This is a genomic window from Paenibacillus sp. FSL L8-0663, from assembly GCF_038008125.1.
Lineage (GTDB): Bacteria > Bacillota > Bacilli > Paenibacillales > Paenibacillaceae > Paenibacillus > Paenibacillus polymyxa_D.
Genome location: NZ_JBBOYM010000001.1, coordinates 1,298,475 through 1,318,949 on the forward strand (window position 1 = coordinate 1,298,475; position 20,475 = coordinate 1,318,949).

The 20,475-nt window shown below is 47.0% G+C and carries 16 protein-coding genes; 15 read left to right on the forward strand and 1 reads right to left on the reverse strand.

Annotated elements, in window-relative coordinates; genetic code table 11:
• Position 1: 1 nt before the first annotated feature.
• Positions 2-958: a D-2-hydroxyacid dehydrogenase gene (locus MKY75_RS05835; protein WP_039269519.1), complete on the reverse strand. Its 957-nt coding sequence runs from the start codon at positions 956-958 to the stop codon at positions 2-4.
• 225 nt (positions 959-1,183) lie between these two features.
• On the opposite strand from MKY75_RS05835, the gene thpR reads away from it, so the two are divergent.
• From thpR to MKY75_RS05910, 15 genes are all read left to right on the forward strand, one after another.
• Positions 1,184-1,759, forward strand: coding sequence for an RNA 2',3'-cyclic phosphodiesterase (gene thpR, locus MKY75_RS05840; protein ID WP_340884635.1), 576 nt, complete (start codon positions 1,184-1,186; stop codon positions 1,757-1,759).
• 101 nt (positions 1,760-1,860) lie between these two features.
• Positions 1,861-2,673, forward strand: a complete 813-nt coding sequence (locus MKY75_RS05845; RefSeq protein ID WP_029516185.1) for a cell wall hydrolase — start codon at positions 1,861-1,863, stop codon at positions 2,671-2,673.
• A gap of 155 nt (positions 2,674-2,828) precedes the next feature.
• Positions 2,829-3,512 (forward strand): metal-dependent hydrolase, encoded by a 684-nt coding sequence (locus MKY75_RS05850; protein ID WP_104496511.1) that lies wholly within the window; start codon positions 2,829-2,831, stop codon positions 3,510-3,512.
• A 463-nt stretch (positions 3,513-3,975) separates the two neighbouring features.
• Entirely contained in the window at positions 3,976-8,574 is a 4,599-nt protein-coding gene (gene gltB / locus MKY75_RS05855) for a glutamate synthase large subunit (RefSeq protein WP_340884638.1), read from the forward strand.
• A gap of 315 nt (positions 8,575-8,889) precedes the next feature.
• Positions 8,890-10,527 (forward strand): sensor histidine kinase, encoded by a 1,638-nt coding sequence (locus tag MKY75_RS05860; protein ID WP_029516188.1) that lies wholly within the window; start codon positions 8,890-8,892, stop codon positions 10,525-10,527.
• A 116-nt stretch (positions 10,528-10,643) separates the two neighbouring features.
• Positions 10,644-11,282, forward strand: coding sequence for a response regulator (locus MKY75_RS05865; protein WP_029516189.1), 639 nt, complete (start codon positions 10,644-10,646; stop codon positions 11,280-11,282).
• 281 nt (positions 11,283-11,563) lie between these two features.
• Positions 11,564-12,307: a YveK family protein gene (locus MKY75_RS05870; RefSeq protein ID WP_029516190.1), complete on the forward strand. Its 744-nt coding sequence runs from the start codon at positions 11,564-11,566 to the stop codon at positions 12,305-12,307.
• Positions 12,291-12,929 (forward strand): CpsD/CapB family tyrosine-protein kinase, encoded by a 639-nt coding sequence (locus MKY75_RS05875; protein WP_029516191.1) that lies wholly within the window; start codon positions 12,291-12,293, stop codon positions 12,927-12,929. The genes MKY75_RS05870 and MKY75_RS05875 overlap by 17 nt, the downstream gene beginning before the upstream one ends.
• Before the next feature lie 39 nt (positions 12,930-12,968).
• The gene (gene galU / locus MKY75_RS05880) at positions 12,969-13,862 is read left to right on the forward strand and encodes a UTP--glucose-1-phosphate uridylyltransferase GalU (RefSeq protein ID WP_013309151.1); all 894 of its coding nucleotides are present in this window, start codon (positions 12,969-12,971) and stop codon (positions 13,860-13,862) included.
• Positions 13,863-13,878: 16 nt separating this feature from the next.
• Complete coding sequence (locus MKY75_RS05885; protein ID WP_029516192.1) at positions 13,879-14,577, forward strand: sugar transferase; 699 nt, start codon at positions 13,879-13,881, stop codon at positions 14,575-14,577.
• Positions 14,577-15,512: a glycosyltransferase gene (locus MKY75_RS05890; RefSeq protein ID WP_039269526.1), complete on the forward strand. Its 936-nt coding sequence runs from the start codon at positions 14,577-14,579 to the stop codon at positions 15,510-15,512. The genes MKY75_RS05885 and MKY75_RS05890 overlap by 1 nt, the downstream gene beginning before the upstream one ends.
• 10 nt (positions 15,513-15,522) lie before the next feature.
• Positions 15,523-16,860, forward strand: a complete 1,338-nt coding sequence (locus MKY75_RS05895) for an O-antigen ligase family protein (RefSeq protein WP_165144645.1) — start codon at positions 15,523-15,525, stop codon at positions 16,858-16,860.
• Positions 16,861-16,864: 4 nt separating this feature from the next.
• A complete protein-coding gene (locus MKY75_RS05900) occupies positions 16,865-17,635 on the forward strand; it encodes a WecB/TagA/CpsF family glycosyltransferase (RefSeq protein WP_013309155.1) in 771 nt (256 codons plus the stop codon).
• A 5-nt stretch (positions 17,636-17,640) separates the two neighbouring features.
• A complete protein-coding gene (locus tag MKY75_RS05905) occupies positions 17,641-19,083 on the forward strand; it encodes an O-antigen ligase family protein (protein WP_340884641.1) in 1,443 nt (480 codons plus the stop codon).
• Positions 19,084-19,088: 5 nt separating this feature from the next.
• Entirely contained in the window at positions 19,089-20,468 is a 1,380-nt protein-coding gene (locus MKY75_RS05910; protein ID WP_029516196.1) for a lipopolysaccharide biosynthesis protein, read from the forward strand.
• Positions 20,469-20,475: the final 7 nt, after the last annotated feature.

The following is a 20,475-nucleotide window of genomic DNA, read 5'->3' on the forward strand; positions in this document are numbered from 1 at the left end:
GTTAATACTGAGTTTTATAGTTAACCAAATTCAACGGCAGTTCCTGATCAGCGGCATAGGCATTCAAATTAGTAAGAAAAATATCTACCGCTCGTTCGGCGTATCGGTCCGTATCGCCTGCAATATGCGGTGTGATCAAAACATGGTCCAGACTCCATAGTGGATGTGACGCAGGTAGTGGTTCTTCCTCGAATACATCCAGTCCGGCAAAGGCAATATGCTTTTGCTCCAAAGAGCGTACAAGCGCATCCGTATGAACGGTTCCACCGCGACCTACATTAATGAAGAAGGCTCCCTTACGCATAGCTGCAAATGCTTTTTCGTCAAAGAAGTGATGAGTCTCCTCGGTGAATGGCAATATATTTACCACGATATCCGCTGCTCCCAATGCATCGTGTAGTTGTTCGTTAGTATACATATGCTCTACATGCGGAGCTTCCTTGCCAGAACGGCGGACTCCGATTACCCGCATGCCAAAGGATTCTGCAATCCGCGCTGTTTCACGGCCAATTTCGCCAACGCCTGTAATCAACAGCGTTTTGCCACGTAATTCCGTCAGTTGGCCTTTCGGTGGTTGCCATGTTTTCTGACGCTGCAAGAGAGCTGCTTGCTGTAAATAACGTGTATGCGATAGCAGCATTCCAAAGATCTGCTCTGTAATTGGAATGGCATGAACACCACTCGTATTCGTGAGTAAAATGTTACGCTTCTCCAATTCGGTAAGCGGTAGCTTATCAATCCCAGCCGACCAGGTTTGTATCCACTTCAGCTTGCTGTCTGGATGTAATGCATCTTCGGCAATATGCTTGGACCAGCCCAGAATAATCTCGGCCTCCCGGATTTGCTTAGATTCTAATTCCTGAGCTTTGCCAATAATCAACTCGTAGCCCGAAGCCGCTGCACGAACTTGTTTTTTTTGCTCTTCCGTCAGTTGATGTAAGCTTAAAATGTTTCCCATAGTTCACAGCCTCCTCGATTTTTGATTCCTTGGAGTTTCCAATATATTCTGGCGAACCATCTTTTCAAGAATAACAGATTGCTGAAAAAATTGCATAAGAAGGATAAAAACGAGCTCGCGGTGTCACTATATATAACAACAAATGGCTTTACCCTGATTAGGGACAATCCAAACAGCTTCTTTTGAGATATCCACAAATATCTATAGCAAAGGAGGTAAAGGTTGATGAAAGATGAATCGCAAAGACTTTTTACAGCTATTGCTCTCCCAAATGAGCACAAGAAGAACTTACATCATTGGGTGGAGCAGGATTTGAGTGATCTTTCTTTTCGCAAATGGATTGATTTCAGAGATTACCACGTGACACTTCAGTTTTTGGGTGATGTGGAGACCTCAGTTATCCCGAAACTTGAGCAGGTTTTAGTTCAAGCGGCAGCTGAGCATCACCCGTTCACACTTGGTATTGGAGAAGCAGGTTTTTTTGGCCGTGAAGAATTTCCACGTGTACTTTGGAAAGGAGTGACTGAACAGCGAGAGTCGCTAGAGCAGCTATATCAGTCTATACTTCGTGCTACCAAACCGCTTGGTTTTAAACCTGAGGACAGACCCTATCGACCTCATATCACCGTAGCACGTTCGTACACAGGGGGACAGCCCATTCCAGCTTCTGTGTGGCAGCCCAATGACCGAAGCGGTGGGCCTTGGGAAGTGGGAGAATTTGTTTTATATGCAACACGATTGGGTCAAAAACCAATGTACCAAATAATTCAAACATTCCCATTAATGAGGCGAAACCCTTGATCTATCAGCGAATTTAGTGATATAGTGTTTCAGCGTTATTCAAAAAGCGCATTTTGGGTTACATATCTGAGGAATGTGCTTAAGTTAACGGGAGGAACATTATGGAAATTATTAAAGAACATCGTTGGTTTGCACCTCTTTTGAGTGTGCTGCTTGTTTGTATATTGGGGATAGGCCTCTACGCTGAGGTTCAGCAAACACAGAATAATCATAAAAATGCATCCATGCATTCTCTGAGCTGGTCAGGGAACTCTGCAGCTCCTACATATGGCGACAGGATGGGGACCCATAAAGGGTCTAACAGGACAAGCCCCATCTTTGTTGCTGCTCATGGGCAGCCAAGCTGGAAAGAAATCATGCCGACTCCGTTACCCGCTTCCCAGATGAAGCAGGCGGAACAAGCTCGGAATAACGTTGCTACAGGCAAGAAAAAGCCTGAGGTCCAGCATAGCAAGTCCGCAATCCTAACCCCTCCTACAACCATCTACTTTACGAAGACAAAAATGCTCACGCAGGATGACAAGGCGTTGTCTACCTGGAGCTATACTGTCTCCGCTAAAGAACTGCTCCTGCTGCAAAAAATAGTGATGGCAGAAGCAGAAGGCGAACCGTACGAAGGCAAAGTGGCAGTTGCCAACGTTGTCTTAAACCGGCTGCGGTCAGCCCCATTTCCCGATACGATTCAGGCAGTGATTTATCAAAAAGCGCAATTTAGTCCGGTCGCGAACGGGCGTCTTCGTCGTGTTCAGCCCAACCAGGACAGCATTCGTGCGGTTACTGCTGCTTTGAACGGCCATAAAGCCGTGCCTGATAACACCTGTTTTTTCCTGTCGCTTACGTTGGCCCAGGACCTTACGGTTCATCATTCCCGTACCAAGGTGAAAACGATCGGTCATCATACCTTTTATAAATAAAGGCACCCTTCTACAAATAACAGCCCTTTCTAAACAATAGGGTTCAGCTTTGTGAACGGATTTTGTGGTACAGGTGAAGCCAGTATGCAAAAGAGGTATAATAGGTAAAGGAAAGTAACCCAAATAATGAAAGTGACAAAGGAGGCGTAGATGATATGAAAATCACATATTATGGACATTCAGTTGTACTGGTAGAGGCAGAGGGGAAACGGATTATTATTGATCCTTTTTTGACGGGAAATCCTAAAGCAACCGTACAGGCCGAGGATATTCAGGTGGATGCCGTGTTGTTGACACACGGTCATGCCGATCATTTTGGAGATGCTGTTGAAATTGCCAAGCGCAATGATTGTCCAGTAATCGCGGTCGCGGAACTGGCCGAATATTGTTCATCCTTGGGGGCCAAAGCTCACGGTATGAATCTGGGTGGGGGGCACCACTTTGACGGTTTCCATGTGAAATTCACACTTGCGTTTCACAGCTCATCTTTGACGGTGGACGGAAAACCCATTTACATGGGAGAGCCGGCGGGGATTTTATTGACCATGGGAGGCCAAACCTTTTTCCATGCAGGGGATACTGGTCTGTTTGGCGACATGCGTCTCATTGGGGAGACTAACTCCATCGATGCTGCGGTATTGCCGATCGGAGATGGTTATACGATGGGACCGGAGGATGCACTGCTGGCAGCAAAATGGCTGCGTGCAAGTCGCGTAATACCAGTGCATTACAATACGTTCCCGGGTATTGAGCAGGACGGAGATGGCTTCTGTGATCGTTTGCACAAAGAAGGCATTGAAGGGAAAGCGTTGAAGCCCGGCGAAAGTCTCGAATTTTAATACGGATATCTGATTTGCGTGAATACACTAGATGGTCTATTAACTTATCGTATCTCCTTTGTCAGCCTTTTCTGTTCCTTAGAGGAATAGGAAAGGTTGTTTTTTAAAAGTGAATATTTATACATAAAAATGAGATAAATTTGCATTGATACGTTGAAGCTGTAATGTAAAAGATTTATTATCACAATCATAAAAACTTTGAATTGCTAACATGATAGGTCAATGATAAAATGATAGAACTAATTAGATTCATCAGTGGAATCGACGTATTTTTCAAGTCAAGCCATTGCATAATTATTGAAAAACATACGCATTCGGTGGACCGTACCGCCTTGAATACGTCACATGTTTTGTCCCCCATTCCTCGTAGTTGTTCTTTGAGTTACCTCTTGTTGCCACTGTCTTCTATTCGGCCGCCTGTATTTCAGGCCAGCATGACTTTATAACAGAAAGGTTGCGTTCCATGAGACAGACAGGTTTACCACCCAAACAGGGACTATATGATCCCCAATTCGAAAAAGACGCCTGCGGCATGGGCTTTGTTGCCCACATCAAGGGAAAACCATCGCACGATATTGTAAGTCAGGCTTTGACCATGCTCGTGAATATGGAGCATCGGGGCGGTCAGGGAAGTGAACCTAACTCCGGTGACGGAGCAGGGATTATGATTCAGGTCCCTCATCTGTTTTTTCAAGAGGAAGCGGAGCGATTGGGCTTCAAATTGCCAAAGGCCGGACATTATGGCGTGGGTATGCTTTTTGTATCCAATGATCCAAAAGTTCGTGAGGTGCATGAGCAGAAGCTAAGAGATATCATCGTGGACGAAGGTCAAAATTGTTTGGGTTTTCGCGATGTTCCAACTTATGACGAAATGCTGGGTAAATCGGCAAAAGCAGCTAAACCGGGTGTGCGTCAGGTATTCATCGGTCGCAGTAGCGATTTGAAGGAAGAGTTGGACTTCGAACGGAAACTGTATGTCATTCGCAAACGTGCAGAGCTTGCTATTCGCTATAACCAAGAGGATGAGAACGGTGAGTCGTTCTATATTCCAAGTTTGTCCTGTCGCAAGGTTGTATACAAAGGAATGCTGACAACCGAGCAGGTAGGTAAATTTTATCTGGATTTGCAGGATGAGCGGGTGACATCAGCGATCGCGCTGGTCCATTCCCGTTTTAGTACGAATACGTTCCCGAGCTGGGATCGTGCGCATCCTTATCGTTTTATGATTCACAACGGTGAAATTAATACGATGCGCGGCAACGTGAACTGGATGCATGCGCGCCAGGCGCAGTTTGAAAGCGAAGCATTTGGCGGAGACATTAAGAAGGTAAAACCCGTCATTAACCCAGATGGCTCGGATACAGCCATGTTTGATAATACGCTGGAGTTTCTGTATCTGAGCGGACGATCCCTTCCTCATGTAGCCATGATGATGGTGCCGGAGCCTTGGAACAAGCATGAAACCATGGACCCGAAGAAGCGGGCATTTTATGAATATCACAGCACTATGATGGAGCCGTGGGACGGACCTGCTGCAATGGCGTTTACAGACGGTATCCAAATCGGGGCGATTCTCGACCGCAACGGTCTGCGTCCTGCACGTTACTATGTGACCAAGGACGATCTGATCGCACTGTCTTCAGAGGCGGGTGTATTGGATATTGATCCTGAAAATGTGCTCTATAAGGATCGTCTCCGTCCGGGTCGTATGCTGTTGGTTGATACCCAAGAAGGCCGTATCGTTTCTGACGAAGAGTTAAAGGAACGTATTGCTTCCGAGGAACCTTATCAGCAATGGCTGGATGAGCACTTGGTTGATTTGGATGAGCTGCCGGAAGCACTAGAACAGCCGGAGCCTAAACATGAAAATGTAAATCAGCTTCAGCTCGCTTTTGGATATACGTTTGAAGAACTGCGCAAAATTCTGGAGCCGATGGCACTTACAGGTGCAGAACCGATTGGCTCAATGGGATACGACGCACCATTGGCGGTGCTGTCTGATCGTCCGCAACGTTTGTACAATTACTTTAAACAAATGTTCGCCCAAGTCACAAACCCGCCGATTGACGCCATTCGTGAAGAGATTGTAACGTCAACCGCAACTACGATTGGACCAGAGCGCAATTTACTGCATCCAGAACCGGAAAGCTGTCGCCAGATTCGTTTGGATTCGCCGGTGCTATCGAATGAGGAGTTTGCCAAAATTCGCCACGTGCACCGTCCAGGCTTCAAATCGATGACGATCCCGATCTTCTTTGAAGCGAAGGAAGGTGCTGAGGGCTTACGCAAGGCGCTGGAAGGATTGTTTGAGGCGGCTGACCGTGTCATTGACAAAGGTCATAACATCCTGATTTTGTCCGACCGTGGAGTGGATGCGGAGAATGCAGCCATTCCGGCGTTGCTAGCTGTTTCCAGCCTGCATCACCATTTGATTAAACAGGGTACCCGCACACGTGTAAGTATTTTGCTGGAGTCCGGCGAGCCAAGGGATGTTCACCATTATGCGGTGCTGCTTGGCTACGGTGTGAGTGCGGTTAATCCGTATCTGGCTTTTGAAACGCTGGATGTCATGATTCAGCAGGGTTTGCTGCGCGGCATCTCGCACGAAAAGGCAGTTAAAAATTATATTAAAGCGGCAACGAAGGGTGTCGTTAAAATATTGTCCAAAATGGGTATTTCCACGATTCAGTCGTACCGTGGGGCGCAAATTTTTGAGGCCGTAGGTTTAAAACAGGATTTTGTTGACCGTTATTTCACCTGGACACCTTCCCGCATTGGCGGTATTGGTCTGGAGGAAGTGACTATAGAAGCGCTGGTTCATCATAATCGTGCTTTCACCGACAAGGACGGCAACGACAAAGTGCTGGATTCGGGCGGCGAATATCAATGGCGTAACGATGGGGAAGAGCATTTGTTTAACCCGCAAACGGTGCATTTGCTCCAGCAGTCGGTTCGCTCGGGAGACTACAAGCTTTACAAGAAATACGCCAAGCTGGTACAGGGTGAATCTGAACAGTATTTGACGATTCGCTCCATGCTTCAATTGAAGCATGCTGGTGAGCCTGTGCCACTGGATGAAGTGGAATCCGCTGCATCCATTATGCGTCGCTTCAAGACAGGAGCCATGTCCTTTGGCTCGATCAGTCAGGAAGCGCATGAAGATATGGCGATTGCGATGAATCGGATCGGTGGCAAGAGCAATACGGGTGAAGGTGGGGAGAACCCTGCACGTTTCATACCGGATGCCAATGGTGATTCTCGTCGCAGTTCGATTAAGCAGGTAGCATCGGGCCGATTCGGTGTAACATCGAATTACTTGGTGAATGCCGACGAAATTCAGATCAAAATGGCGCAAGGCGCGAAGCCGGGCGAAGGTGGACAACTGCCAGGACGTAAGGTGTACCCTTGGGTCGCTGAGGTCCGTGGCTCTACGCCAGGAGTAGGTTTGATTTCACCACCGCCGCATCACGATATTTATTCTATCGAGGATTTGGCAGAGCTCATCTATGATCTCAAAAACGCCAATCCGCGTGCTGACATTAACGTGAAACTGGTGTCAGAGGTAGGAGTAGGTACGATTGCTACAGGGGTAGCTAAAGGCCGTGCTGACATTATTCTAGTCAGCGGTTACGACGGTGGTACAGGCGCTTCTCCGCAAGGCTCCATTCGTCATGCGGGTATGCCTTGGGAGCTGGGTCTGGCGGAGACGCATCAGACGCTGATGCTAAACAACCTGCGCGACCGCGTAGTATTGGAGACAGACGGCAAGATGCTGTCTGGCCGCGATTTGGTAGTAGCTGCCCTGTTGGGCGCGGAAGAATACGGCTTCTCTACAGCGCCGCTCGTGGCGTTGGGCTGTATTATGATGCGGGTATGCCAAATGGATACATGTCCGGTTGGTGTGGCTACGCAGAATCCGGAGCTGCGCAAAAATTATATGGGCGATCCTGCCCATGTGGTGAATTTTATGCGTTTTATTGCAGAAGATGTCCGTGAAATTATGGCGGAATTGGGCTTCCGTACGATTCAGGAAATGATTGGACGTACGGATTGCCTGGATACCGTGAACGCCGATTCGCACTGGAAGAAGAAGGGCGTAGACCTGAGCTTGCTGTTGCATGTTCCTGAGTTGGAAGAAGGTAGTGTACGTTACCGTGTACAACGCCAAAACCACGGTCTGGAAGAAACACTCGACATGCAGCAGCTCGTACCGATGGCTGCGAAAGCGTTGGAGAACGGAACGCCTGTTGAGGGTACCTTACCTATTACAAACGTGAATCGGGCGGTAGGGACGATTCTGGGCAGCGAGGTCACCCGTAAGTATGGAGCGGCGGGTCTGCCTGAGGATACGATTCGCTTTAACTTTATTGGATCGGCAGGTCAGAGCTTCGGAGCATTTATTCCGAAAGGCATCACGTTGAGTGTGGAAGGCGATAGCAATGACTATGTCGGTAAAGGGCTATCTGGCGGTAAGGTTATTGTGAAAAAGTCTCACAAAGCGACCTTTAAGGCAGAAGAGAACATTATTATCGGAAATACAGCCTTGTATGGAGCGACCAGCGGTGAAGCTTACATTAGCGGAATCGCAGGCGAGCGCTTTGCCGTTCGGAACTCCGGCGCACGTATTGTTGTTGAGGGCGTTGGAGATCATGGTTGCGAATATATGACAGGCGGACGTGTAGCTGTATTGGGTGGAACCGGACGGAATTTTGGAGCTGGAATGTCCGGAGGTATTGCATATGTCTATGACCCTGAGGGGACGTTCCTGAGCCGTTGTAATCTGGAAATGGTGTTGCTGGAAGGTGTGGAAGAACCTACAGAAGCAGCGGAGTTGCGCGGCTTGATTCAACGCCATGTCACTTACACGGGTAGTGAAGCGGGACAACGTATTTTGGATGATTGGCAGACTGCGATTCAGCAGTTTGTACGAGTGATTCCAAAGGATTACAAGCGTATGGTTGAACAGATCCAAAAAGAAGAGGCAACTGGTTTGAGCGGAGATGAAGCTCTATTGGCAGCATTTGAAGCCAATATGCGTGAATTAGCACGTGCCGGGGGCTAAAATGTAGACTACCAGGTTCACTAAAAAAGGACTCGCTGAATACCGCTGTTGTAATCACAGTGGTACCAGCAAGTCTTTTTTAGGTCGCAAAAATGTGATTTATTTCCTTGACAAACGTCATAAATTCTGACATTACCCCCAAAATGTTTTCCTGAAACGGTAAATATGTTATAAAAAGTACCAAATTTTTTGGAATGTAACCGTTTACGTAAGAGTTTATGTCTTGTTATTTATTTTTGGATTGGTTATGATTTTTTAGAGTACACAAACCTAATATGCCCATCGTCCCTTCAAAACACAGAATAGGGTGACAGGATGAAGTTGAGGAAGTCAGCAGAAGACAAAATGATTTTTCTATACCGTTATGTATCACTATCTTTAACGTCACTTGTTTTTCTGTTCGAATCATCTAGATTAATCGTGTGGCAGAAGCTGTTACTGATTGGGTTTCTATTTTTATCCGTTACAGCATTTACTTGGATTTACCGTAAATACAGACTTCATGATATGGTATTGAAATGTAGCATTGCACTAGAAACAGCAGGGATCATTTTGTTGTTATTCCCGACCGGAGGGATAAATAGCCCGTTCAAATGGTATGTGATTACTCCCATGCTGGTAGCTTGTGCTCATCTATCTATGAGGTACAGCTGGACGCTCCTACTTTCTTATATCGGTTTGGTGCTTACATTTTGTTATATCTTTTTTACACCAGGTCAATATTTTTTGTGGGATCTTATATTGCAGAACATTAATTTGTTTCTGGTATTGATCGTAACCACGATGGCAATGCAGGTTATCGGCGTCATGAAGGACGAACTGAAGGTGGCTAAAGAACAAGCCAATGAGACGATGGATCATATCAAGTCAATTTACCACATCATGGAGACGACCAGCCATAATGAGGCATTAAATCTGGGTCAGGTCATCTCGGATTACACTGTCAAGCTTACCAAGCAGAGCCGTGCATTTTTCTGGCTGGATAGTCAGGAGGAGGATGCACCGGCAAGCAGCCAGACAGGCTGGACGGTGGAGGAGGAGGAGCAGCTATTCGAGGAACTGGAGAATTACCGGGAGGAGTTCAGGGAAGAACGCGAACCATTTTTCAGACATCTGCCAGAATGGGGCGACTTTCTCATGATCACCGTACCGATGACGACCCGCTTTGTAGCGACGATTGGCCTCAAGCTGGGACCGGATCAAAGTCTGACAGGAAGACGCTGGCTCGTGCAACAACTGATATTCTTGGCTGAGCTGAGTGCTGTGTTTTTGGAGCGCTATGAGCTGGAGCGTATTGAGAATCAATTGATTGTGACGAATGAGCAGAACCGGATTGCAAATGAAATGCATGACAATGTTTCTCAGAGCCTTTTTGGTATTGTGTACGCAACGCATTCTCTCCGGCAAACCTGGTGTCATCAGCCAAAGGAGCAGGTGGAGGAGCAAATTGATCTAATTCAGCAATCTGCCAACCAAGCGGTTAGAGAGCTGAAAGGGGCGATTCATAGTCTAAGCTCGAAAAAAAGTGGAGGCTCAACTTGGTTAGGGACGGTGAAAAGTCATCTGCATACACTATCCAAGCTGAATCATGTACAAATTGATTTTGACATTCATGGTGATCATTATTCACTTCCGTATTTGTACCAAAAGGCTTTGTTCCGCATCATTTCCGAAGCGGCGGGGAACGCAATCCGTCATGGATTGGCCAAGCGAATTGATGTGAAGTTAAAATTGACGCCCCAAGTGATTAGACTGTCTATTCATGACGACGGAGTAGGGTTTGAGACGGCGAGAATGGTAGCAGGAGGTGAGGCGGTCAGTGCAGGCGGGGGCCTGGGCATGATGAATATGGAATATTTAGCTCAATCGATGGGAGGCGAATTTGATATTTCAAGTCGAATCGGAGAAGGAACACAGATCCGATTGTCCATTCCGGTAAATGCTTATGAATGAGGATTTTGCAAAATTCTCGAATAAAATGTGTGAACATTCTGCAATACAAAATCTGCGGTAACAATCGGATACATAGGGATTATGCAAATCCTGAACTGTAGACAGGAGGCCGAATCATGAAAATTGTCATTGTCGATGATCATCCTTTAGTACGGAAAGGACTCGCTGCGGTTATATCCATGCAGCCCAATGTTCAGTTTGCGGGAGAGGCCCAGAATCAACAGGAAGCACTTGTGGTGATTGAGGAAACGGATCCGGATCTGGTGCTGCTGGATTTGAAACTAGCTGATGAATCAGGGCTGGATATTATCAAGATAGCGCGCGGACGTGGTTTCAGAAGTAAATTTATTTTGCTGACCTCTTCCGCAACACGTGAAGATTTTCTGAAAGCAGAGGAAGCTTCCGTGGACGGTTATGTGCTTAAGGAAGCGTTGCCTGAGGAACTAATTTACGCGATTCATCTTGTCAACAAAGGACGCAAATATTATGATCCGGCTATTCTCGAAAACAAGCTGCGTGAAGATGCGGGCAATCTGACGGACGACCTGACGCCAAAGGAAAAGGAAGTGCTGGTCGAGTTGGGACAAGGAGCTTGCAATCGTGAAATTGCATCCCGATTATTTATCAGTGAGTTTACAGTCAAAAAGCATGTCAGTCAGATCCTGGCCAAGCTGCGGCTGGCGGATCGCACGCAGGCAGCGTTGTATGCCAATGCCATTGGTCTGGCGAAGTACGAGCCAACAAACATGGTATGATGCGCTGACTCTATAAGTTGCATTGCACTTTCATATGCGAGTGGAATGAAAAGCCTCAAAATCACCAATTTTTGTGATTTTGAGGCTTTTTTCGATTTCTTTTTCCATAATCAACAATGTATGGTACAAAAGTATACCATGCTGTATCCGAAAGTATACATTTCCCTCCCCCTGTAGTGAGGGAGAAAGTGCCATTCGGTTCCATGTCGTTCACAGAGCCAATTGTTACAATAAAGTCATACTTAAATATGAAGAGAAATTGTATAGGAGGGAGGATTTTTGTGGAGAAAACCATTTTGGATTATCTAGTCCTGATTAAAAGAAGATTGTGGCTGATTGCGATTTTTGTCATTCTCTCATGTGTAACAACATACTTTGTGAGCGACAATGTCGTGAAGCCAGTCTACTCCGCTTCAAGCCAACTGCTGGTTAATCATATTTCCGCCAAGCAGGGGAGCAACAATCTGAACGACGTCAACACAAGTCTTAATTTGGTGGAAAGCTACAAGCAAATTCTCACTTCACCTAAAATTATGGACGCTGTTGTAGCGACTCATCCCGAATTCGGTTTGACACAGCAGAAGTTGGCAGAAAAGCTGCAGATTAAATCCTCGGATAAAAGTCAGGTTATCGGTTTGACGTTTGAGGCAGGGAGCTATCCACAGGCCGCAGCGGTTGTAAACGCGGTTACCCAGAAATTCGTACAGACGGTTCCGGGATTGATGGAATTGAATAATGTGAAAATTTTAAATGAAGCGGATCCTCAGGCCAATCCTGACCCGATTAATGGGAACCCGCTCATGAATATTGCGATTAGTTTTCTCGTATCGCTGATGATTGCATTGGGCACGATTGTGTTCCTGGAAAGCATTAACGGCACGCTGCGCTCGGAAAAAGAGGCAGACGCAGACATCGGTATTCCGGTAATTGCATCGATTCCAGTCATTCGCAAGAAGGACATCGATGGAGCAGCTGGAAATTCCAAAGAACGGGTAGGGGAGCGTAAATATGCTGCGATTGAATGACATGTTGATTACAGAAAGTAATCCATCATCGTATATCTCGGAATCATTTCGATCCCTCCGTACATACATTCGGCAGCAGGTGATTGGACAAAAGGACCGTGGGACGGTTCTATTGTTGACCTCGCCGGAAAGCGGAGCGGGTAAAACAACACTGCTCGCCAACATCGGAGTTTCTTTTGCACAAGAAGGCAAGAAGGTGGCTCTGGTGGATTGCAATCTGCATAAGCCAGCGCTGCACGAGATATTCGGAATGGAGAATACCGGAGGTCTATCGGCTTATTTGCGCGGTGGGGCTTCTTCCAAGTCTATCGTTAGGCATGGTGGCCTGGAGCTATCGGTTGTTCCCGGTGGAGACACCCTGTACAACGCAGCGGATCTGCTCGGTAGCGAACGTATGGCTGAGCTGCTGGAAGAGCTCAAACGTGAATATGACATCATCTTACTCGATTCAGCTCCGGCGCTGAATTATACGGATGCCCGCCTGATTGCAGGCTTGACAGATGGTGTGATTCTCGTTGCTAAACATGGTCGTACCAAACGGGAAGATCTGCGCAAAACAAAGCAACTCATGGAGCAGGCCAGTGCGACGCTGGTTGGAATTGTGATGAATCAGGTGAAGTAAGCAACACCAAAATTCGATGAAGCAAGGAGAATGAGTGCGATGACGAAAAGAGTGAAAAAGGCCATTATTCCAGCAGCAGGGTTAGGTACGCGCTTCCTCCCTGCCACCAAAGCGATGCCTAAGGAAATGCTTCCAATTATCAACAAGCCTACGATTCAATATATCGTGGAAGAAGCGATTGCTTCTGGTATTGAGGACATTATTATCGTTACGGGTAAAGGCAAACGTGCCATTGAGGACCACTTTGACAACGCATTTGAGCTGGAATCCAAACTGCTCGAGGACGGTAAGCTGAAGCTTCTGGAGGAAGTACAGCGTTCTTCGGGAGTGGAAATTCACTACATTCGCCAAAAAGAACCCAAAGGTCTTGGACATGCGGTATGGTGCGCAAGACGCTTTATCGGGGACGAGCCGTTTGGTGTGCTGCTGGGTGATGATATCGTAACAGGTCAGAAGCCTTGCCTGCGCCAGCTGATGGATCAGTATGAGGAAACTCAAAATTCGGTTATCGGTGTGCAGCGGGTACCGCAGGAATTTACGAACCGGTATGGCATCATTGAACCGGATCAGCAGGACGGACGCTTGTACCGAGTGAATAATTTTATAGAAAAACCGGCTCCAGGCACAGCGCCATCCGATTTGGCTATTATGGGTCGCTACGTGTTCTCACCGAAAATTTTCAAATATCTTGATCTTCAGGAAAAAGGAGCTGGCGGCGAAATTCAGTTGACGGATGCGATCCAAAAGCTGAATCAGAGTGAGCGTGTGTACGCCTATGATTTTGAAGGCACACGTTATGACGTAGGTGAGCGTCTTGGATATATTTTAACCACACTTGAATTTGCACTTGCCAGCGATGATTTGAAGTATCCGGTTATGGAGGCCATGAATGAATGGTTGAAAAAGACCGAGAAAGCAACCACGGCAGGTTGAGAGGGGGTACGTCAGCATGAGCATGGAAAATTTACCGGAGGACGGCGAGGCTGTCATGTCAGGTAAAGCGTTTTACATGCCATACGGAAATACACAAGTTCAGGATAAAACGTCCTACCTGGTCACAAAACGCCTCCTTGATATGCTGCTGTCGTTCGTGGGCTTGATCGTCTTGCTTCCGCTTTTTGTAGTGGTAGGCGTATTGATTAAGCTCGAAGACCCAAAGGGAAGCGTGTTTTTCAAGCAAACTCGGGTGGGCAAGAATGAGAAGTTATTCGATATGTATAAATTCCGTTCAATGGTGTCCAATGCTGAGGAATTGAAAAAGGACTTGATGGAGCTGAATGAAGTGAGCGGCGCCATGTTCAAAATTAAAAACGATCCTCGGATCACGAAAATTGGCAGTTTTCTGCGCAAGACGAGTATTGATGAGATTCCGCAGCTGTGGAACGTGTTGGTCGGCGACATGACTTTAGTCGGTCCGCGTCCGCCGTTGCCCAGCGAGGTCGAGCAATATTCCGATTATGATAAGCAACGCCTGATTGTAACACCGGGATGTACGGGTTACTGGCAGGTGAGCGCACGTAACAGTGTAGGCTTCGAAGAAATGGTGCAAATGGATTTGAAGTATATTCATGTTCGCAATACGTGGCTCGATTTGAAAATCATCATGAAAACAGGCGTTAAAATGCTGTTCTCCAAGGATGCTTATTGATGGATGCATTCAAGCGATGTCCCGCAGTATCCGTCGTTATTTGCACCTATAACCGGGCGGATCTGCTGGAAAAAACGTTAATGTCCCTGCTGGAGCTGGAAGACCTTGCACTGGCTGAGATCATTGTGGTCGATAATCGGTCCACCGATCATACAGCGGCGACGATCAAAAGGTTCACTGTCGCACATGGTCAGAATATCCATCTCCGATATCATTATGAGCGAGAGCAAGGACTGTCTGCAGCTCGTAATGCAGGTATTACGTTATCAAGAGCGGAAGTCATTGCTTTTCTCGATGATGATGCAATTCCGTGTGTTACATGGTTGCAAACGATTATGTCGGCATTCGGGAACAATCCTGAGCTGACGGCTATGGGTGGGAAAATTGACCCTATGTTTGAGACGGAACGACCGGGTTGGCTGACAGGCCCGCTTGAACTGCCTTACACGATTATTGATTTGGGCAAAGCCGTTCGTGAGTACCCGTCGGGACTGAATCCATTCGGAGCGAATATGGCGATGCGCAAAACGGCTTTTGCCGCCGTTATGTTCCCGCTTCATCTAGGCAGAAAGGGAGATATCCTTCTATCTGGTGAAGAATCGTGGGTATTCGAGCAAATCCGTAAAAATGGTGGAACGATTATGTATCATCCACACATGTCTGTGGAACATTTTGTGCCGGCTTCACGGTTAACGAAAGAATGGATCATGAACCGCTACTATTGTCAGGGCATGTCTAACGCTGCTCAGGCCGTAGGTCTGCGCGGCAACGCGATGCTGATGGCGAAGACGGCAGCCAAAGTGTTATACATCACGGCGGATTCCCTGCTGGCACGTAGTGAGGGCAGGAAGCTGTTGAACCGGTGCAGGCTTGAAAGTATCCGTGGGACGCTGGATACACTGCGCAACCGGAAAAGCGAGTCAGCTGCGGGGTGAAAGATGGAACATGAGTAACTATCCTTGGACTACTAGAATAAACACCATACAGCATGTTTTTATTTTTCTACTGGGCGCTCTTGCTGTAGGAATTGCGGCTACCTATCAGCCGGTGGTCAGTATTGCGGCGGTATGTTTACTGCTCTTGCTGGCTGTTTCTATCCATCATCCGGAGCGCATCAGCTATGCTGTTTTGCTAAGTACAGCAGTCTCAGTCGATTCTCTGTATCAGGGCGGCGTGTTCGGTATTGAGATTTTGTCATTGTACAAATTGGGCATTTTGGCTCTGCTGGTGCCGTGCATGCTCGTGTATGGCATACGTCTCAAGTTCAGCTATCCGGTCTGGGCATTGGTGATCATGCTGGGGATCACATTTGGATTTTCAGCATGGATGCCTTTGTTAACGACCTCGATTGCCGTCAAGGCGTTCGTCGGTTTATCACTCCCTTTCTTTTTTTTACTGATCCAGTGGAAAAAGGATGTGGCAGAAAAGCATATCCGACTGATCAGTCTGTTGCCAATTATTAGTGTGGTCATTGGGCTGGGTTTGCAGGTTCTAGGGCTGCATTCGTTTACGGATGTGGAATTTACGGGCGCAGTCAGAGTACAAGGAGCGAATATACCGCCGCATCTGGCAATGCTCTCCTTTCTCGGAATTGCCGTCTCTCTAATTGAGGTCAAGCGCAAACCCAAGCAAGCCGCTTTTTATTACACAGTGTTGGCACTGAACTTTTTGATTCTGATCGCCACCGGTACACGTGGACCGATTCTGGCATTGTTATTACTGTTTGCTGTGTATCTGTTTGATATTGCCCGTCAGTACCTCAAGGGGAAAGTCAATTATTTGCTACCGCTGGCCGGATCGTTTTTGGTTGCTCTGGGGGCGGTGGCCCTGCAATGGAACAATTTAAAAAAACGCTCCTTCGAACGGGAGACCGATACAGGCATTGACCTATCGGGACGCTCGGAGGCATGGGAATATTTTTTGAACAGAGTACATGATTACCCTTGGTCAGGTAGAGGTCTTGGCGCGGTAACGGTTGCGAACGACGGGACGTTATTCAATGGTTTCGTTGTACCGCATAATGAGTATATTCGCTTTTATTTTGACACGGGATATATCGGTTGCGGGCTATTAATGCTTTCATTGCTGATCGTGTTCGCTCTCATTTACCGGTCGCTTGCCAAGTCTATCAAACCTTATTTTGCAAGCTTAATTGCAGGCTTTCTGATCTACTCGTTTTCAGATAATACGTTGTCGACGGTTCAGATGATTATTCCATTTTGCTGGTATTTAAACGCGTTATACCAGACATCTACTCAAACCGATTTTCGCAAAGAGAAGTGATACGATGAGCAGAGTGAACATGTTCGATGTCAACTTTGATAATTACGATTTTAATGATCTACTCGAATTTATAGATACTTCTATTGAACATCAGCGTCATTCCTACATTTTGACCTGTAATGTCGATCATGTGATCAAGCTTCGCAAGGATGATGAATTCCGCAAGGTGTATTCAGATGCCGGAGCTGTAGTGGCCGATGGGATGCCTATCATATGGGCGTCCAAGTTACTGAAAAAGCCCCTCAAACAAAAAGTGTCCGGGTCAGATTTGTTCACTCGGTTGGGGGAGGCTTTTGAGGATCGAGGCTATCGTTTATTTTTTCTGGGTGCAGCTGACGGTATTCCTGAGAAGGCTATGCTCAATCTCCAGGAATCTTATCCGAACATGAACGTGGTGGGCTGTTACTCTCCTTCTTATGGATTTGAGAAAAACGAAGAGGAGAACAGACACATTGTCCAATTGCTGCAAGAGGCTCGCCCGGACATCGTTTTTGTTGGTGTAGGCGCACCTAAACAGGAAAAATGGATTTACAGATATTATGAGACTTACCGCGCTCCGATTTCGATTGGGGTGGGAGCGACCTTTGATTTCCTGTCGGGAAATGTGAAGAGAGCACCGGAGCTGATGCAGAAGACGGGATTTGAATGGTTCTGGAGGTTGTCTCAGGAGCCTAAACGATTGTGGAAAAGATATTTGATTGAGGATTCCCAATTTCTCGTTCTGCTGTTTAAGGAGATGTTCAAGCGGAAGCGGATGAAGGGAGGTCAGGGGTGAGAAACATGAGTCGGTTGGCAGATCAGCAGATTTCCGTTTGGCTAGGAAATCGGCGTGGAATCGGCATGATCGGCATGGGGTTGCTGGCTTGTATGCTGCCACTCGCCATCGGATTTGCCAGCGCCAAGATGAATCCCACCATGAGCCAGCAGGGAGCCATATTGCTGGCGCTCGTTTTTCCGGCCTTCCTGCTGGCGATCTTGCAATCCCGGCTACTGATTCCTTACACGCTGGTAGTGTGGGCAGTAGGCCCGGAAATCCGCCGTATTGCGGATTGGATGGAAGGAACGTATCACTCGGTTTCCTTGTTGAGCGTGGCACCGCTGCTGGTAAGCAGTATGTTGATTATTCCTGTGTTGCGAGGCATTCATCAGGCGGAAAAACCATTGACCCGAATTGCTGTATTTTTCGGTATAGAATTGGCCTACGGAAGTGTAGTCGGGTTATTCAAAAATGGTATTGTTTTTGCTTATGATTTAGCCAATTATTTGGTTCCTTTGATCCTGTTGCCTTATCTTGCGATTAAGCCCATGAAGGCGAAGGAGCTGGACCGACTGCTGTATTCATATGCCAACATTGCTGTTCTTGTGGCAATTTACGGCATTATCCAGTACTTGACGGTGCCTCCGTGGGATGCATTTTGGATGAATCATGTAGAAATGAATTCCATTGGTGTTCCAGAACCACTTCAAATCAGAGTATTTTCTTCCATGAACTCGCCCGGTCCCTGCGCTATTTTCCTGGCAATGGCACTTGTACCCATGCTAATGGAAAAACGGTGGCGAGGTACGTTGGGATGGATCGGAATTTTGCTGACGGTCGTTTGTCTATTGATCACGCTGGTACGTTCAGCCTGGCTGATTGCATTCGTTATGTTGCTGGCTTACATTCTCAGTTCATCTTCCAAGGGAAAGTGGAAGACCTTGTTTCAACTAGCTGTCGTCGGTCTTCTTCTCTACATTATTGTTCCAAAACTTCCAGGAGCAGAGGGTTTGGTGGCTCGCATGCAGACGCTGACGGATATTCAACAGGATCATTCGTACAACGAACGTTTGGATTTACTGCATACGATGCTTCCGGCGATTACTAGCAATCCGGTCGGGCAGGGGATCGGGAGTGTAGGAATTGGAACCAAGCTTGATAACGGCGGCGATCTCGGCGAACTTGGGATTATGGATAATGGATATATTGCCATTTTCCTCACCTTCGGTATTTTCGGAGCATTCTTTTTCTTCGGCGGTCTGTTCGTTATCATCAAGCGCCTTCTTGTCCGTATTGCCGAACGAGATTCCAGTCAGCCTTATATTAGACTGGCGTTGGCTACGTGGGCCGGAGCTGTAGCCAGTCTCATATCGGATAATGGTTTCCCGGGTATGCGCGGCTATCTGATCTGGATGATGATCGGAATAGGACTATGGGCAAAAGATGTCATCGCGGAAAGAAGGTAAAGGCTGTGCAAAACTTACAAGCATTATCCGCACCTGTCCGGACACTATGGTCCACGGTGATTCGGTTTGCCAAAAGCAAGGATAACAGCTCTGCAGCGGTAAAAACGATGATATTCAGTATGCTGATTCTCGTCGTGAATATGTTGACTGGTGTGCTAACAGCACGGTTCCTGGGTCCTACTGGACGCGGGGAACAGACCGCGATGGTGAACTGGTCCCAATTTCTCGCCTTCTGCATGAGCTTCGGTGTCCCGTCTGCATTGATTTACAATGCCAAAAGGAAACCAGAGGAAACGGGCAAGCTGTATGGTTTGGCCTTGTTGCTGGCTACCATGTTCGGGGGCTTGGCGACACTCGTCGGAGTATTTCTAATTCCTTATTGGCTGCGCTCTTTTTCTTCATCGGTCATCCTTTTCGCGCAGTGTTCCATGATGATGTGTCCGCTCATAGCGATTTCACAGATCAATAATGCATTGCTTCAAGTTCGCTCGGAATATAAGCAGTACAATTTATTCCGGTATCTGGTACCGCTAAGTACGTTGCTGGGTCTGGCGATTCTGATCCTAACCGGAAATATGAATCCGTACACCTCGGCATTGGCTTATTTACTACCAGGCTTGCCGATTTATATCGGTGTCACGATACGAATGATTCGGCTGTACAAACCCAAGGTAAAGAACAGCTGGACGCAATTTAAAAATCTCTTTACCTACGGTATGGGTTCATACGGAAATGATCTCATGGGGCAGGTTTCCACTTATATTGATCAGATTTTGATTGCGGGTCTGCTCAGACCCGCTGATCTCGGTTTATATGCAGTAGCGGTCAGCTTGGCCAGGATGGTGAATGTATTTTCTACCTCGATCATTGTCGTGCTGTTTCCCAAAGCCTCTGGTCTGAATAAGGAAGAGGCGGTGGACATAACATTTCGGGCATTTCGAGTGACATCAACAGCAACCTTTCTGGCTGCGATGATGCTGATGCTGATTGCTCCGTTCGTATTTACATTGTTATATGGTCAAGAGTTTAAACAAGCGCTTACGGTATTCCGGTTCCTTGTGCTTGAGGTTGCTATCAGTGGAGGGACCATGGTGCTGGCACAACAATTTATGGCGTTGGGTAAGCCCAAACTGGTTACCATTCTACAGGGTGTCGGATTGGCGCTCGTCATTCCATTGCTGTCCATACTCGTGCCGAGATATGGATTGACGGGTGCAGGGATAGCAATGCTGTCTTCGGGGATTCTACGGTTCATTTTCATTTTATGTAATGTTAAATTCGTTCTAAAAATGAAGATTCCAAGACTGCTTATTTCCAAACAAGATTTTCAATGGCTCCGATCAACGATGTCACACTACATCCGGAAAAAGCCAGTTAACGGTTAGATAAAGA

Bases quoted from the DNA above. Each gene is read 5' to 3' on its own strand.
- MKY75_RS05865 (WP_029516189.1), top strand. From the start codon at position 10,644: ATGAAAATTGTCATTGTCGATGATCATCCTTTAGTACGGAAAGGACTC.
- gltB (WP_340884638.1), top strand. From the start codon at position 3,976: ATGAGACAGACAGGTTTACCACCCAAACAGGGACTATATGATCCCCAA.
- MKY75_RS05835 (WP_039269519.1), bottom strand. From the start codon at position 958: ATGGGAAACATTTTAAGCTTACATCAACTGACGGAAGAGCAAAAAAAA.
- MKY75_RS05895 (WP_165144645.1), top strand. From the start codon at position 15,523: ATGAGTAACTATCCTTGGACTACTAGAATAAACACCATACAGCATGTT.
- MKY75_RS05905 (WP_340884641.1), top strand. From the start codon at position 17,641: ATGAGTCGGTTGGCAGATCAGCAGATTTCCGTTTGGCTAGGAAATCGG.
- MKY75_RS05900 (WP_013309155.1), top strand. From the start codon at position 16,865: ATGAGCAGAGTGAACATGTTCGATGTCAACTTTGATAATTACGATTTT.
- MKY75_RS05890 (WP_039269526.1), top strand. From the start codon at position 14,577: ATGGATGCATTCAAGCGATGTCCCGCAGTATCCGTCGTTATTTGCACC.
- MKY75_RS05860 (WP_029516188.1), top strand. From the start codon at position 8,890: ATGAAGTTGAGGAAGTCAGCAGAAGACAAAATGATTTTTCTATACCGT.
- thpR (WP_340884635.1), top strand. From the start codon at position 1,184: ATGAAAGATGAATCGCAAAGACTTTTTACAGCTATTGCTCTCCCAAAT.
- MKY75_RS05850 (WP_104496511.1), top strand. From the start codon at position 2,829: ATGAAAATCACATATTATGGACATTCAGTTGTACTGGTAGAGGCAGAG.
- galU (WP_013309151.1), top strand. From the start codon at position 12,969: ATGACGAAAAGAGTGAAAAAGGCCATTATTCCAGCAGCAGGGTTAGGT.
- MKY75_RS05875 (WP_029516191.1), top strand. From the start codon at position 12,291: ATGCTGCGATTGAATGACATGTTGATTACAGAAAGTAATCCATCATCG.
- MKY75_RS05845 (WP_029516185.1), top strand. From the start codon at position 1,861: ATGGAAATTATTAAAGAACATCGTTGGTTTGCACCTCTTTTGAGTGTG.
- MKY75_RS05885 (WP_029516192.1), top strand. From the start codon at position 13,879: ATGAGCATGGAAAATTTACCGGAGGACGGCGAGGCTGTCATGTCAGGT.